Source organism: Pseudomonas sp. Pseusp3 (genome assembly GCF_047304225.1).
In the GTDB taxonomy this organism is placed as follows: domain Bacteria; phylum Pseudomonadota; class Gammaproteobacteria; order Pseudomonadales; family Pseudomonadaceae; genus Aquipseudomonas; species Aquipseudomonas fluorescens_CD.
The window spans coordinates 20,191-35,269 of the sequence record NZ_JBGLYV010000014.1; the positions used below are offsets into that span (position 1 = coordinate 20,191).

Genomic DNA, 15,079 nt, shown 5'->3' on the forward strand with positions numbered 1-15,079 from the left:
CTCAAGCTGCCTGTTTTGCGGTGACGAACGCCGCAAGGCTCGCCACGTTACTGAAGTGGTTACGTGTGTCTTTGGCATCGGCGTCGATTTTGATGCCGTACTTTTTCTGGATGGCCAGGCCCAGTTCCAGAGCATCCACCGAGTCCAGGCCCAAGCCCTCGCCGAACAGCGTCTGTTCGTTGCCGATGTCTTCGGCGCTGATGTCTTCGAGCCCCAGGGCTTCGATGATCAGCTCTTTGATTTCCAGCACCAGGCTATGGGTGTTCAGATCGCTCATCTTCGGCGAGCTCCTTGATGAAGTAAGAATGCAAATAATCGTTGAGCTTGCGCGAGGCTTGCGGAGGCGGCCCCTGCTTGGCGAAAGTCTGTGGGTCTATATCGGCCCCAACCCGGAAACTGAAGTGCACACGCCGCTTTGGGATGCGATACCAGGGTTCGGCCTTGGTCAATGTGGTCGGGTTGACCTTGATAATGACCGGGGTGAGGATTTTCGCACCACGCACGGCGATTGCCGCACCGCCCCGATGAAAGGCTGGTGCCTGGCCGGGGCGGGTGCGCGTCCCTTCGGGGAAAATGATCAGGGTCTGGCCGTCTTTCAGCGCGTCGGCAGCCGCGTCGAGCATGTCCATGCTGCCGTCGTTGCTGATGTATTCGGTGCAGCGCAGCGGTCCGCGGGTGAAAGGGTTTTTCCAGAGGCTTTGCTTGACCACGCAGTTGGCGTGACGCACCAGGCCGATCAGAAACACCACGTCGATCAGCGATGGGTGATTGGCAACGATCATTTGCCCGGGACGACCGAGTTTTTCCGCGCCTTCAATGTTGTAGGTCAGCACCCCGGTGCGGGCCATGAAACGCACAAAAATCCAGAAACAGCGACTGACCGTTTGCCGGGCCCGCAGCCGATGGGTCCGGGCATCGCCCGGCAGGCAGTTCAGCAACGGGAAAATCACCAGGCGCAGGCACAGCCCGCCCAACCCGAACAGGGCAAAGCTCGCGGCGGTGGCCAGCAAGCGCCAGTAATAGGCGTCGCGGTTTTTCTTGGTCACGGGTTGCGTTGCCAGGTCCATACACGATTTTTCCAGGCATGTTGGCAGGTGGTTTGCTGGCCGAGCAGCATACGCAACAGATTCAGTGCGTGTGGCCAGCGGGGGTTGGACAACGCATCCGGTGGGCTGTTCAAGGACAACTGCCAGTCGGTACCTGGTGTGATCAGCAGGCCGACGGCATAAGGGAACGGCACGTCGTCGATCCAGGTCGAATAAGCCTCGGGCGGCTGCTCTTCGGTGACCACCAGCAGTACCGCGCGCGCGCCTTCCGCCAGTAGTGCGGCAGCTTCCAGCATGCCGTGCTCCAGGCCATCGCCTGCGGCAGCCAGGGCTGTCATTTCGCTGGTTTCACCCCGCATGATCGACCACAAGCCAATAATCGCGTTATGCACGGACAAGCTGAACTGGGTCGGCGACAGCGGCTGGTCGGCGGCCAGATCACTGAGAATGTCGACGGTGCGGGGCGTTTCGCCGTGACGGGAAACAAAGACCAATGGCAGATCCTGCCGGCCTTCGGCCAATGGCCAGCCGACACTGAAGGCCATCCGCGCCAGGCGGCTGAGCCGACGGCGCTGCATGGCTGGCAGAAAGGAAACGTCGGGAACGGCATCGCTGTGCGGCAGAGCGACCGGTTGTCGGCACCAGGCCTGCCAGTCGTCCACGCTTTCAAGCCCCGGGGCCCAGGCGCGCCATTGGGCGATGTTGAAGTTGATCACAGACATTCATCCCACCCTCACGGGCTTACTTGACGCGGGGGAGTGGCCAGGAGCCAAGACTCACCCTGCGTGGCGTTTGGCGCCGAGTGGCGCGCATTATCCCGGTGCCGGGAACGTGTAGCAAATGCTGGTTACATTTTGCTCAACAAGATGAAGCGGCGGGCTCGCAAAAATTGAACGATTGGTAATTATTCACAAAGTTATTGCTCCGTCTGTCGGTTCCTGCGCCGAGCTATCGGGCCGTTCAGAGCTTTTCATGCAAGAGAAGGCAACTGACTGTGTAGTCCCTTTACCGAGAAGGTAGCGAAGCAGCGCGGCTGACCACTACACTCGGTCATTCTTTGGTACACGGAGGTTTTGACATGCGGCGCGTGGTGTTCAATCAGAAAGGTGGCGTTGGCAAGTCCAGCATTGCCTGCAATCTGGCGGCGGTCAGTGCCAGCGAGGGTTTTCGCACCTTGCTGGTGGACCTCGATGCCCAGGCCAACTCCACTCAGTACCTGACGGGGCTCACCGGTAACGACATCCCGATGGGCATCGCCGATTTCTTCAAGCAGACGCTGTCTTCCGGGCCCTTCTCCAAGAAGAATCAGGTCGACATCTACGAAACTCCGTTCGATAACCTCCACGTCATTACCGCTACCGCCGAGCTGGCGGACTTGCAGCCAAAACTTGAAGCCAAGCACAAGATCAACAAGCTGCGTAAGTTGCTTGAAGAGCTGAGCGAAGACTACGACCGGATTTACCTCGATACCCCGCCGGCGCTGAATTTTTATGCGGTTTCTGCATTGATCGCCGCCGATCGGGTGTTGATTCCCTTCGATTGCGACAGTTTCTCACGCCAGGCACTGTACGGTCTGATGGCGGAAATCGAAGAGTTGAAGGATGACCATAACGAAGGCCTGGAAGTCGAAGGCATCGTCGTCAACCAGTTCCAGGCCCGCGCCAGCCTGCCCCAGCAGATTCTCGACGAACTGATCGCCGAAGGCCTGCCGGTGTTGCCTGTGTACCTGGCCAGCTCGGTACGCATGCGCGAATCCCATCAGGCCAATACGCCGCTGATCCATCTCGACCCGCGGCACAAGCTGACCCAGCAGTTTGTGGAGTTGCACAACCTGCTGGAAAACGCCTGATCTGGCTGGTAACACAGCCCCCTTGTGGGAGCGGGCTTGCTCGCGAAGAGGCCGTTACATTCAACATCTATGTTGACTGACACGACGCCTTCGCGAGCAAGCCCGCTCCCACATGGGTTCGTGTTGCTTCAGATGCCCTGGCTACGCAACCAGCTCATCAGTTGCGGTAACGGGAAGGCCCCGCTCTGCCGGGCGACTTCCCGGCCGTTCTTGAACAGGATCAGGCTCGGAATCGAGCGAATCCCCAACTGCGCTGACAACTGCTGGTTCGCCTCGCTGTCCAGTTTGGCCAGCCGACACTTGCCCTCCAGTTGCCCGGCTGCCTGCTCGAACACCGGTGCAAACGACTTGCACGGCCCACACCAGTCCGCCCACACATCCACCAGCAGCGGTAGATCACCCTTGATCTGGCTGGCGTAGTCGCCCTGCTTCAATTCAAACGGTTTGCTCAGCAGGACTTCGGCCTTGCAGCGTCCGCATTTGGGGTGATCGTTGAGGCGTTCGGCGGGAATGCGGTTGAGGCCGTTGCAGTGGGGGCAGGGGATGTGGAGTGGGTCGGTCATGTCAAATCGTCCAGTCGAAAGCGAATGATCCCTATCTGGAGCCATATCTCCAGATTTTCAATTGTGCAGTGCCTCACGACGAACAACTGATCTCCAGATGCTTGCCCCATTCCGGCGGCCTCTCTGCGTAGCTTTCCATCCCGGGTTGTTCCTCGAACGGATTGCTCAGCACCGCGTGCAGTCGGCGGACTTCCGAGTAGTCGCCGCTTTCTGCCGCTGTGATGGCCTTTTGTGCCAGGTAGTTGCGCAGGATGTACAGCGGGTTGACGGCGTGCATTCGTTGGCGACGCTGCTCTTGATCAAGTGCGCCTTCACGGGCTACCCGGGCGATATAGAGTTCGCCCCAGGCATCAAAGCCCTTGAGGTCGACGAAGTCATCACGCAGGCGGGTGATGGCCTGTTCCGGAGCTTCATCACCCAGGCGACGGAAAAACAGGCTGTAGTCGACGCCGCTGTTTTGCATGAGTTGCAGCAGGCTCTCCAGCAGCTTCTGGTCATCATCCTGCGCGGTGGTCAGGCCGAGGCGGCGGCGCATCAGGTCCAGGTAATGGGCCTGGAACAGCGGCAGGTACAGGCCGAGGGTTTCGCGCAGGGCCTCGACGCTGATGAACGGCGTCAGGGCCTGCGCCAACGCGCTGAGGTTCCACTGGCCAATCGGCACCTGGTTACTGAAGGAGTAACGGCCCTGGTCGTCGGAGTGATTGCAGATGAAGTTGGCGTCGAAGTCGTCGAGGAAGGCAAAAGGGCCGAAGTCGAAGGTGATGCCGAGGATCGACATGTTGTCGGTGTTCATCACCCCGTGGCAGAAGCCATAGGCCTGCCACTTGGCGATCAGTTCGGCATTGCGCTCGACCACTTCGCGGAACATCGCCAGGTACGGCTCCGGTTGTTCCAGGCACTCCGGGAAGTGCATGGCCAGTACGTGATCACCCAGTACTTTCTGCTGCTCGGGGCGCTTGGTGTAGTAGAAATATTCGAAGTGGCCGAAGCGCACGTGGCTCGGCGCCAGACGCAGGACCATGGCTGCGCGCTCCTGTTTTTCGCGCCACACCGGGGTGTCCGAGCCGATCACGCACAGGGCGCGGGTGGTCGGGATGTTCAGGGCGTTCAGGGCTTCGGACGCGAGGAATTCGCGGATCGACGAACGCAGTACCGCCCGGCCATCGCCCATGCGTGAAAACGGCGTCTGGCCGGCGCCCTTGAGATGCAGGTCCCAATGTTCACCGGCCTCGTTGTACACCTCGCCCAGCAGCAGGCCGCGACCGTCACCCAGTTGCGGGTTGTAGAAACCGAACTGATGCCCGGAATAGACCATCGCCCTCGGGATCGCGTCGGCCCAGAGCTTGTGGCCGCTGAACAGTTCGGCGAACTCCGGGGTTTCGGCCACGGCCGGGTCGAGGTCCAGCAGCGCCATGGCGGCGGGGCTGGCCACCACCAGGCGCGGATTGTCGATGGGCTCGGGCAGCACATGGGCGGAAAACGCGTCGCCCAGGCGGTCGTAGCGATTATCGAAGGTCAGTTCGTCGAGGGCTTTCAAGGGCCGGCTCCAGCAGAATGTCCGAGCATTCTGCTGGGGAAAGGCCGGTTAGTCGAGTTTGGCGGCGGGCGGTTCTTGCGCCGGCTTGCCGTCGACCAGAGGCACGATGGTTTTCGCTTCCGGCTCGATTGGCACCATCTTGTACTCCTGGCCGTGCAGGTTCTTGAGGTAAACCTCCATCTGCCGGAACGAGATATTGATGTGCTGCTTCTTGAACTCGCGGTTGATGAAGCGGTTGACCTCGTCGAGCACCGGGTTGCGGTCACCGAGGTCGCGCACGTGCATGCGCAACTCGTGGTCCAGGGTGCTTTCGCCGAAATTCAGGAAGTACACATGCGGCTCCGGGTCTTTCAGGACGCGCGGGTTATCGCGGGCCGCCTTGAGCAGCAGTTCTTTCACCAGGTCCAGGTCCGAGCCATAGTCGACACCGAGCTTGAGGGTCACCCGGGTGATGGTGTCGGTCAGCGACCAGTTGATCAGTTGCCCGGTAATGAACGTCTTGTTCGGGACGATGATGTCCTTGCGGTCGAAGTCGGTGATGGTCGTGGCGCGGATGCGAATCTTGCTCACGGTGCCCGACAGGTTGCCGATGGTGATGGTGTCGCCGATCCGCACCGGACGTTCGAACAGGATCATGATGCCGGAGATGAAATTCGCGAAAATCTCCTGCATGCCGAATCCGAGGCCGACCGACAGCGCCGCCACCAGCCATTGCAACTTGTCCCAGCTGACGCCGAGGGTCGACAGCGTCGAGACGAAACCGACGCCGGCAATCACATACGAGAGCAGCGTGGTGGTCGCGTAGGCGCTGCCCTGGGCCAGGTTGAGTTTCGACAGCACGAACACTTCCAGCAGGCCCGGCAAGTTGCGCGCCAGGGCAAAGGTGATGCCGATGATGATCAGCGCGCCGAGCATGTCGCCGATGCTGATCGGCACCATGCTCATGTTGGCGCCGGTGCCGCTGGTGTATTCGTAGAGGGTGATGTTGTCCAGGTACGAAAACACCGAGATCAGGTCGGCCCAGACCCAATACAGCGCTGCCATGAAGCCGCCGAGCAGCGCCAGGCGGATCAGGCGCAGGGACTGTTCGTTGACCTTCTCGATGTCCATGGTCGGCTCTTCTATCACCGCTTCGCCGTCGCCGGCCTCCTTCGCGGCCAGCCGCTTGGTCAGGGCGCGCTGGTAAGCCAGGCGGCGGGCCGCCACGCTGAGGCCGCGCACGAACGTGGCTTCGATCACCAGCCAGAACATCAGCAGGTACAGCGTGTTGATCAAACGGTCGCTGAGTTTCAGCGCGGTGTAGTAGTAGCCGAAACACACCGCCACGAACAGCGCGACGGGCAGGGCGGTGAACAGGATCCCCACGACCTTGCGGAACAGCGAGGCGTTTTTGTGGGTCGGGCTGCTGATGAGCAAACGACTGAGCAGCAGGGTCATCAAGGCGTAGCAGGTGAGCACCACCGGCATGCCGATCACGTCATCGGCCAGCGCCGCCGGTTGCAGTTCGGCAACCGCCACCACGGTCACCAGCGCCATGACCACCATGCCCAGGCGACGGACCCACCTGCGCAGGAATTCCACCTGGGGCTTTTCCCAACGGAAATGCAGTTCCGCCACGCCACCCGGCGCGAGGATCCGGTAGGCGGTGTAGAACACCAGCCAGGCCCCGGCCATCTGCAGTAACGCCGCGCCCATATTGGCGTTTTGCCCACGGGCGTCGATTTGCAAGGCCAGCCCGCACAGCGCCAGGCCCAGGGACACAGGCATTGCCAGCAGGATGTTGATCAGGATGGCCTGCGGCGTGTGCAACTGGCTGTCGCGCTTGAAATGGCCGATGTCCTGGTGAACCTTGTTCAGGCGCGCGTACAGACTCTTGCGGCGCCACAGCAACGCACCGATCAGCAGTGCCAGTGGCAGGAACAGCAACGGGCGCTGGGTCAGGCCATCAGCCAGTTCGCTCAGGCTTGAAAGTACCGGCAGTGAATCGAGTTGATGCTGGAGGCGATCGGGCACACTGCGAATCCACTCCGGGTCCAGCGGCTTGTTGCTGGGAATCCAGAACATCTGCTCTTCGAGTGTCGCCCGCAGGCTTTGCGCCGTGCTGAGCAGTTGCTTCTGGTTCAGTTGCAGGGTGATGGATTCATTGAGCACCGCGCTCAGTTCGCGATTGAGGCGCTCCAGCAGGTCGGCGCGGGTGGTGGCCAGTTCCATCAGGCTTTTGCGCAGCTGCGGTGTGACTTGCTCGGGCGGCTGGGTCGACAGCAGGTTATCGACGTAGGTGGTCGGATTGCTCAGCAACTCCCGTTGCTGGCTGACTTCGAACTGATACAGGCGAATGTCGGCGATCTGGTCGGCCAGGTTGCGGTCGAGCCGCAGGCGCGGCAACGCTTGTTTCTGTTTGTAGAGAATCTTCGAGAGCAGCAGGCTGCCTTTGAGCACATTGATTTGCTCGTCCAGGGCCGAGTCGCTCTGGGTCAGGCTGTCCAGTTGTTGCTTGGTCTGCAGGTTTTGCTGGGTGACTTCGTTGAGGCGGTCGGTGCTCTTGAGCAGGTAGTCCGAGAGCTTCAGGTTGGCCGCGCTTTCGGTGGCCAGCAGGCTGCTGCCGCCAGCTTTCTGCGCTTCGATGGATTGCTGGGTGACCGTTTCCTGGGACAACGCCAGACGCTTCTGGTTGATCAGGGTTTGCAGTTCCTGGATTTCCCGATCCAGACGATCGGATCGCTCCGACAGCAGGTCATGCTGGCTGCTGCCGAGGTCTTGCAGTTGGGTATTGCCGGCCAGTTCCTGGCGGCGCAGCGGGATCAGGGCGTTCAGCGCTGCCAGCTCGGCATTGAGCTGGTCGCGCTGCTCGGCGCTCAAGGCCTTGCCGCCGTCCTTGCCGTTCTTGAGGATGTTGTTGATCTGCTGAATGCGCGTCTGGCTGCTGGATATCTCCGCCTGGGCGCGCTCGGGGCGGGTCTGGGCGGTGATGATCAGGCTGTTGGCATCGCCCAGGGCTTTTTGCAGGTCGCTTTGCTGGGTGGAGCGCTCGGTGAGCATTTGCTCCAGCTGCTGGATCGGTTCCTTGGCGAAACGCTGTGCCACCGGTACCACGGTGCTGGCCTTGAGACGGGTCAGTTCACGCTGGTTCTCGAGCGTCTGCTTGGGTGCAGAACTCAACGTTTGCTTGAGATCGGCCAGCTTCTGCTCGTAGTCACGCTTGTTGTTGAGCTGGGTCAGCGTGCTTTGCAGGACGGTTTGCAGGGCCTTCTGGTCGGCTTCCGGCAATTTGCGGTCGGCGATCTTGTCCAGGTTCGCCTGCACGGCTTCGCTGGAGGGCGGTTCGGCCGCTTGCACCGCTTGCGGTAAACCAAGGGGGCCGACAGAGAGACTCAAGCCCAGCAGGGCAATGGCGAAAAAGGAGCGCAGGTTAGGCATAGAGACCGGTCAAGCAAGTGATAGTGGAAGCAGTTTAGAGGAAGAGGCCGGGACCCGGGCGACTTCCTTCGGGGAATCTGACGCCCACTTTGCCGATCTTGTTCCCGTCCATGACCGCCACGGTCCAGATGGTGTTGTTCCATTCCACCTGGTCACCCACCACCGGTGCGCCGCCGACTTTCTGGGCAATGAAGCGGGCCAGGGACATGTCCGGATCGATGCCTTCGACCTTCAGCCCATACAGGGCCGCAACCGCCGCCAGCTGGGCGTCTCCTTCCAGTACGAAGTCGCCGAAGAAGCGTAGATCGAGGCCCCGTTGTGGCGCCTGGCTGAACAGTTTTCCAAGGGCCGGCAGGTTGTGTTCATGGCCGATGACACAGAGCAAATCATCGACTTCGAGCACCGTACTACCCGACGGATGGAGCAGTTGCTCGCCACGAAACAGGGCGGCGATACGGGTGCCTTCGGGCATTTTCAGCTCACGAAGGTGCGAACCGATGCACCATTTTTCAGCGCCCAGGCGATAAACGAACAGCTCCCATTCGCTGGTGACATGCACCTCCAGGGCCGAGCGGGAGATGGGTGCAGGCTCCGGGGGCACCGTTACCTTCAACAGTTTGGCGACCCACGGCAGGCTCGTGCCTTGAACCAGCAGCGACACCAGCACGATAAAGAACGCGAGGTTGAAGTACAGCTGGGCGTTGGGCAGGCCGGCCATCAGCGGGAACACCGCCAGAATGATCGGGACCGCGCCACGCAAACCGACCCAGGAGATGAACGCTTTCTCGCGACCATGGAACGCTTTGAACGGCAGCAGGCCAACCACTACAGACAGTGGCCGGGCAAACAGAATCATCCACAGCGCCAGTGCCAGTGCCGGCAAGGCAATAGGCAGCAGATCGTGAGGCGTCACCAGCAGCCCCAGCACCAGGAACATGCCGATCTGCGACAACCAGGCCATGCCGTCGAGCATGTGCAGGATGCCGTGGCGGCTGCGCACCGGACGGTTGCCGATCATCAATCCACACAGGTAAACCGCGAGGAAGCCGCTGCCGTGCAGGGCGTTGGTCAGGGCAAACACCAGCAGGCCACCGGCGATGACCAGAATCGGATACAGGCCGGTGGCCAGGTTGATGCGGTTGACCAGTTGCAGCATCAGCCAGCCGCCACCCAGGCCGATGACGCTACCGATGCCGAACTCGCGGATCAGGTGGGTCAGCAGGCTCCAGTGCAGGCCGGTCTGGCCGCTGGCGAGCATGTCGATCAGGGTGACGGTCAGGAACACCGCCATCGGGTCGTTGCTGCCGGATTCGATTTCAAGGCTGGCGGTCACCCGTTCGTTCAGGCCTTTGCCGCCCAACAGCGAGAACACCGCCGCGGCGTCGGTGGAGCCGACAATGGCGCCGATCAGCAGGCCCTGGATCAGGTTCAGGTTGAACAGCCATGCGGCCGCCATGCCGGTCAGCCCGGTGGTAATCAGTACCCCGACGGTGGCGAGAGACAATGCCGGCCATAACGCCACACGGAAACTCGACACCCGGGTGCGCAAGCCACCGTCGAGCAGGATGACTGCCAGTGCGAGGTTGCCGACCAGATAAGCCGTGGGGTAGTTGTCGAAAATAATGCCGCCGCCATCGACGCCGGCCGCCATGCCGACGGCCAGGATAATCACCAGAATCGGGATACCAAGGCGCGATGACAGTGAGCTCACCAGAATGCTCGCACCTACCAGCAACGCGCCGATCAAGAACAGGCTGTTGATGGTCGTCGCATTCAAAGGCAGTACTCCAGAAAACTGAAAGGCGGGCACAAACTGACCATGCAGTCCGCGTGCCAGCGATTCTAACCTGTTGAAATGTGATGCTGTCAAAAAGCTTTGCAGGAGCGAGCTCGCTCGCGATGGACGTCAACGATAACGCGTGCTGTCTGATTCAGCGCGTCGTCATTGAATTCATCGCGAGCAAGCTCGCTCCTACAGGGGGCGGTGTTGGTGGATTACAGGCTGAACCGCCCAACCAGGGTGTTCAGGTCCACCGCCAGGCGCGACAGCTCGCTGCTCGCCGCACTCGTCTGATTCGCCCCGGTGGCCGACTGCACCGACAGGTCGCGAATGTTCACCAGGTTGCGATCCACTTCACGGGCCACCTGCGCCTGTTCTTCGGCAGCGCTGGCGATCACCAGGTTGCGTTCGTTGATTTCGACGATGGCGCTGTTGATGGTGTCCAGCGAAATCCCGGCACCGCGTGCGATGTTCAAAGTCGATTCGGCGCGTTCGGTGCTGTTGCGCATCGAATCCACTGCGTGCTCGGTACCGCTCTGGATACTGCCGATCATGCGCTCGATTTCGCTGGTCGACTGCTGGGTGCGATGGGCCAGGGCGCGCACTTCGTCGGCCACTACCGCGAAACCACGGCCGGCCTCACCGGCGCGAGCGGCCTCAATGGCTGCGTTCAAGGCCAGCAGGTTGGTCTGGTCGGCCAGGCCACGGATCACATCCAGCACCTTGCCGATGTCGCGGGACTCGTTGGCCAGGTCGCCGATCAGGGTCGCGGTGCTCTGCACGTCGGCGCTCATGCGTTCGATGGCGCTCACGGTTTCCTGCACCAGATCACGGCCGTCGCCGGCAGAACTGGTGGCGTTCTTCGACGCCTCGGACGTGCTGACCGCGTTGCGTGCGACTTCTTCCACGGCGCTGGTCATTTCGTTGACTGCGGTGGCAGCCTGTTCGATTTCGTTGTTCTGCCGGGTCAGGCCACGGGCGCTTTCGTCGGTGACGCTGTTGAGTTCTTCGGCGGCAGAAGCCAGCTGAGTGGCCGAGCCGGAAATCCGTTGCAGGGTGTCGCGCAGTTTGTCCTGCATCTTCGACATCGCCAGCAGCAAGCGGCCGGCCTCGTCCTGGCCGTCGACCGTGATCGGGCGCGTCAGGTTGCCTTCGGCGATTTGTTCGGCGGCGCTCAGGGCATTGGCGATCGGTTGGGTGATGCTGTTGGTCAGCAACCAGGCGAACAGCAGCGTCAGGGCGGTGGCGATCACCAACAGGGTGATCACCAGGTTGAACGCCGAATCGTATTGATCCGCCGCCTGCTGGTTGGTGTCGTGGCTCTGCTGGGTGTTGATCTCCAGCAGTTTGTTCAACACCGCGTTGACCGCTTCGGAGTTGTTGAGCAAATCGGTGTTGAGCAAAGTGCGCAGTTCATCGATCTGATTGTTGCGCGACAAGGTTTTCATCCGGTCTTCGATCTGGCGGTACTGACCCAGCAACTGCACGTATTGATCGTAGGCCGCACGTTCCTGCGGGCTGGCGATCAGCTTTTCGTAGGTCGCCTGGGCGGTGCGAATCTGCTGGTTGCGCATCTCCAGCAGTTCCATGGTTTTTTGCTGCACGTCAGGCTCGCGGTTCACCAGCAAGCGGTAGGACAACACGCGCAGGCGCAAGGTGAGCTGGGTGAAGTCGTCCAGGCTCTTGATGCTCGGCACACTGTTGTTGGTGATGTTCTCGGCCGCGCCGCGGATCTTGCTCATCTGATTCAAGGCAAACACTCCCAGAATCATCATCAAGCCACCGATCAGGGCAAAGCTGAGGAACGCCCGAGGGGCGATATTCATATTACGAAGGGACATGGGATTTACCGAAAAGAGCGCACCTGAGCGGTGCCGAGGCTGACGTATGAATGACTTATCGGTCGTACGACTGGAGTCTTGAGTCCTTGCGCGTTTTTACTGCGACCGGGTGGGTACCTTGTAGGAGCGAGCCCGCTCGCGAAAAACGCATGGACAACGCAATCATTCAGACAGGGCGCGATATCGTTCACGTCCATCGCGAGCAAGCTCGCTCCCACATAGGCTGGCGACGAAATGCGGGAACCAGATTGACCAACCGCAGTCTTTAAAACTCGCGAGGAAGGTCGCCCGTCAGCAGAATCAAGGCTTTGCGCCTGTATAACCCTGGCATCCACGGTGACTTTTCTTTATCGTACGCGCCCTTTGAAAAAGCCCGGAAAATCAAAATGTTGGAAGCATCCCTAAGCCAATTGGAACAACTGGTCAGTGACCTGGTGCAGCAGAACCAGACGTTGCTCGGCACCAACCAGACCCTGACTGCAGAACTGGCCCAGGCCAAGGATGAAAACGAAAGCCTGCAACTGAGCCTGATGGAGCAGGAAGAGAAGCAAGGCGCCACGGCGGCTCGCATCCAGGCCCTGGTTGAGCGTGTCAGCGCAGGTCCTGTCAGCGCATGAGTTACAACGCCGCAGGGGTAAAAGTCGTCTCGATCCTGGGAGAGGACTATTCGATCAAGGCACCGGCCGGGGAAGAACAGACCCTGCTGGACGCCGCGATGATGTTGAAGGCAGCCCTGGCCGAAACCAAGAGGAAGTACCCGACGCTGATCGGTGACCGACTGTTGGTGCTGGCCGCGATGAACCTGTGCTCCCAGCAGATCGAAATGCAGAAGCAGCACAAGCTCGAACTCGACCGTTACCAAGAGCAAGTCAGCGCCACGGTTGAAGTGATTTCCAAGACGATCAATCAGGCCTGATCGGCTTTGCGCACAACCAAAGAATAGATTGTCGGTTGGTTTGTATACAATCGGCACGGCTGTTGCAGTGTTTCAGCCTCTTATTCTTTGGGGGTGCTCCATGCAGTTCTGGCGACGCAGTATTCAATGGCAATTGATCCTGAGTATGGGCAGCGCCTTGCTGGTCAGTATTCTGATCGTCGTTGGCATCTATACCCTGGTGGTCAATCGGCTGGCGCAGAACTATCTGGTCGAGCAAGCCTTGCCGTCGAGCATCGAAGCGATGCGCAACGACATCGAGCGCATCCTTGTTCAGCCGCTCACGGCCGCCAAGGACATCGCCAGCAATAGCATGGTGCGCGACTGGCTGGCCGGGGGTGAAGGCAGTGCCCAGACCGGCACCTTCACCACCTATCTCGAAGGCATCCGCGCCGAGCACAAGGCTTTTACCGCGCTGATTGTCGGCACCGCGTCCAACCATTACTTCACCGAAAAAGGCCTGGACCGGACCCTCAGTCGTTCCAACCCGAAGGATGCCTGGTTCTATGCGTTCCTCGACAGCAAAAAGCCGCGCACCCTCAATATCGACAACGACACGGCCACCGGAGAATTGGCGCTGTTCATCGACCTGAAAGTCGAGCAGGCCGGTAAAGTCGTGGGCGTTGCCGGGCTGGGCCTGAGCATGAAAGAGCTGTCGGAGCTGATCCACAACTTCAGCTTCGGTGAGCGCGGCAAGGTCTATCTCGTGCGTTCCGACGGTTTGATCCAGGTCCATCCCGAGGCGCAATTCAGTGGCAAGCGCACCTTGGCCGAGCAGATTGGCGAGTCAGCCGCGCAAGCGGTCATGGGTCAAAAAACTGCCACCAGCAGCAGCTTCCAGCGTGATGGCGAAGACTTCCTCGCGTTGAGCCTGCCATTGCGTGATCTCGGTTGGACCCTGGTGGCCGAAGTGCCGCAATCGCAGATCTACGCCGAAGCCCGCCGCGCCATGTGGATGAGCAGCGGCATCGGCCTGGCGGTGGCGATTGTGTGCCTGTTGCTGGTGGTGCTGCTGGCCCGTGGGTTGGTACGGCCGATTCGTCAGGTAACAGCGGCACTGGTTGCCATCGGTAGCGGTGGTGGAGATTTGACCCACCGGTTAGATTCCAGTCGCGCCGATGAGCTGGGCGATCTGGCGCGTGGCTTCAATCGGTTTCTCGACAGCCAGCGCGACATGATCGGTGAAGTGCTGACCACCAGCGAGCACCTGCGCACTGCTGTCGGGCAAGTGGCGCGCGTGGTGGACAACACCGCCGAACGTTCCGGACGGCAACAGGAAATGACCGACATGGTCGCCACCGCGGTGCATGAAATGGGCCTGACCGTGCAGGACATCGCGCAGAACGCCGGCAACGCGGCATTCGCTTCACAAACCGCCCGTGACGAAGCGCTGCAGGCGCGGGAGGTGGTGGGCGGTTCGATTCGCCACATTGAAAGCATGTCCCTGGAGATCGGCGTGGCGGCCACGGCGGTGGGTGAGCTGGCCCATCAGGTGGCGTCCATCGATCAGGTGCTGGCGGTGATTCGCGGGATTTCCGAACAGACCAACCTGCTGGCGCTCAATGCCGCCATCGAAGCGGCGCGGGCGGGGGACATGGGGCGCGGGTTTGCCGTGGTGGCCGATGAAGTGCGCACGCTGGCGCGGCGTACGCAATCGTCCACCGATGAAATCCAGCAGATGATCGGCAGCCTCAAGCAAGGTGCCGAGAACGCGGTGTCGTCGATGCATACCGGGCAAGCGGCCACGGGTACCGGCGTGGAGTCGAGCCAGAGAACTGGCGCGTCGTTGACGGCGATTACCGGTCAGGTGGAACGCATCAGCGACATGAACCATCAGGTCGCGACGGCGACCGAAGAGCAGTCGGCGGTGACCGAGGAGATCAACCGCAATGTGCAGGGCATCTCCGACCTGGCGCGGGCGACTGCGGGGGAGGTCAGGGCCTGTCGGGATGATTGCCAGACGTTGCAGCGGTTGGCGGATGATTTGGCGCGGCAGATGGGTGGGTTCAAGCTGAGCTGATGTTTCATCTGTGCGGGCCTCTTCGCGAGCGAGCCCGCTCCCACACTCGACCTGCTGCGAACACATAATTTGTGAACTCCAGCGATCAAATG

The 15,079-nt window shown here is 60.8% G+C and carries 12 protein-coding genes and 2 pseudogenes; 5 read left to right on the plus strand and 9 right to left on the minus strand.

Annotated elements, in window-relative coordinates; all coding sequences use genetic code 11:
- Position 1 precedes the first annotated feature (1 nt).
- From ACCD00_RS07145 to ACCD00_RS07155, 3 genes are read right to left on the minus strand one after another with little or no spacing between them, the layout of a single operon-like run.
- Complete coding sequence (locus ACCD00_RS07145) at positions 2–277, minus strand: phosphopantetheine-binding protein (RefSeq protein ID WP_085717348.1); 276 nt, start codon at positions 275–277, stop codon at positions 2–4.
- Complete coding sequence (locus ACCD00_RS07150; protein ID WP_413423173.1) at positions 255–1,067, minus strand: lysophospholipid acyltransferase family protein; 813 nt, start codon at positions 1,065–1,067, stop codon at positions 255–257. The genes ACCD00_RS07145 and ACCD00_RS07150 overlap by 23 nt, the downstream gene beginning before the upstream one ends.
- Positions 1,043–1,768, minus strand: a complete 726-nt coding sequence (locus ACCD00_RS07155; RefSeq protein ID WP_413423175.1) for a beta-ketoacyl synthase chain length factor — start codon at positions 1,766–1,768, stop codon at positions 1,043–1,045. Before ACCD00_RS07155 ends, ACCD00_RS07150 begins: the two co-directional genes overlap by 25 nt.
- Before the next feature lie 356 nt (positions 1,769–2,124).
- Here ACCD00_RS07155 and ACCD00_RS07160 point away from each other — a divergent pair, with 356 nt between their 5' ends.
- On the plus strand, positions 2,125–2,895 hold the full coding sequence (locus ACCD00_RS07160) for a ParA family protein (RefSeq protein ID WP_008016979.1): 771 nt from the start codon (positions 2,125–2,127) through the stop codon (positions 2,893–2,895).
- 128 nt (positions 2,896–3,023) lie between these two features.
- Here the strand turns inward: ACCD00_RS07160 and trxC are convergent, their stop codons facing one another.
- The 6 genes and pseudogenes from trxC to ACCD00_RS07190 form a co-directional block, all read right to left on the minus strand.
- Positions 3,024–3,458 (minus strand): thioredoxin TrxC, encoded by a 435-nt coding sequence (trxC, locus tag ACCD00_RS07165; protein WP_413423177.1) that lies wholly within the window; start codon positions 3,456–3,458, stop codon positions 3,024–3,026.
- Between the two features lie 73 nt (positions 3,459–3,531).
- Positions 3,532–4,995, minus strand: coding sequence for a protein adenylyltransferase SelO (gene selO, locus ACCD00_RS07170; protein WP_413423179.1), 1,464 nt, complete (start codon positions 4,993–4,995; stop codon positions 3,532–3,534).
- A 48-nt stretch (positions 4,996–5,043) separates the two neighbouring features.
- Entirely contained in the window at positions 5,044–8,412 is a 3,369-nt protein-coding gene (mscK, locus tag ACCD00_RS07175) for a mechanosensitive channel MscK (RefSeq protein WP_413423181.1), read from the minus strand.
- A 34-nt stretch (positions 8,413–8,446) separates the two neighbouring features.
- The gene (locus ACCD00_RS07180; RefSeq protein ID WP_413423183.1) at positions 8,447–10,189 is read right to left on the minus strand and encodes a potassium/proton antiporter; all 1,743 of its coding nucleotides are present in this window, start codon (positions 10,187–10,189) and stop codon (positions 8,447–8,449) included.
- A gap of 218 nt (positions 10,190–10,407) precedes the next feature.
- Positions 10,408–11,280, minus strand: a complete 873-nt coding sequence (locus ACCD00_RS07185; protein ID WP_413423253.1) for a methyl-accepting chemotaxis protein — start codon at positions 11,278–11,280, stop codon at positions 10,408–10,410.
- Positions 11,263–12,033: pseudogene (locus ACCD00_RS07190) on the minus strand (MCP four helix bundle domain-containing protein); the annotation flags it as partial. The pseudogene ACCD00_RS07190 and the gene ACCD00_RS07185, both read right to left, overlap by 18 nt.
- Before the next feature lie 386 nt (positions 12,034–12,419).
- Here ACCD00_RS07190 and ACCD00_RS07195 point away from each other — a divergent pair.
- The 4 genes and pseudogenes from ACCD00_RS07195 to ACCD00_RS07210 all read left to right on the plus strand — a co-directional run bounded on the left by ACCD00_RS07195 (position 12,420) and on the right by ACCD00_RS07210 (position 14,987).
- Complete coding sequence (locus tag ACCD00_RS07195) at positions 12,420–12,650, plus strand: hypothetical protein (protein ID WP_007971835.1); 231 nt, start codon at positions 12,420–12,422, stop codon at positions 12,648–12,650.
- Positions 12,647–12,949 carry a cell division protein ZapA gene (locus ACCD00_RS07200; RefSeq protein ID WP_007981180.1) on the plus strand — a complete coding sequence of 101 codons (303 nt, stop codon included), beginning with the start codon at positions 12,647–12,649 and terminating at the stop codon, positions 12,947–12,949. The genes ACCD00_RS07195 and ACCD00_RS07200 overlap by 4 nt, the downstream gene beginning before the upstream one ends.
- Before the next feature lie 145 nt (positions 12,950–13,094).
- A pseudogene (locus ACCD00_RS07205) lies at positions 13,095–14,123 on the plus strand (cache domain-containing protein); the annotation flags it as partial.
- Between the two features lie 132 nt (positions 14,124–14,255).
- A complete protein-coding gene (locus ACCD00_RS07210; RefSeq protein WP_413423255.1) occupies positions 14,256–14,987 on the plus strand; it encodes a methyl-accepting chemotaxis protein in 732 nt (243 codons plus the stop codon).
- Positions 14,988–15,079: the final 92 nt, after the last annotated feature.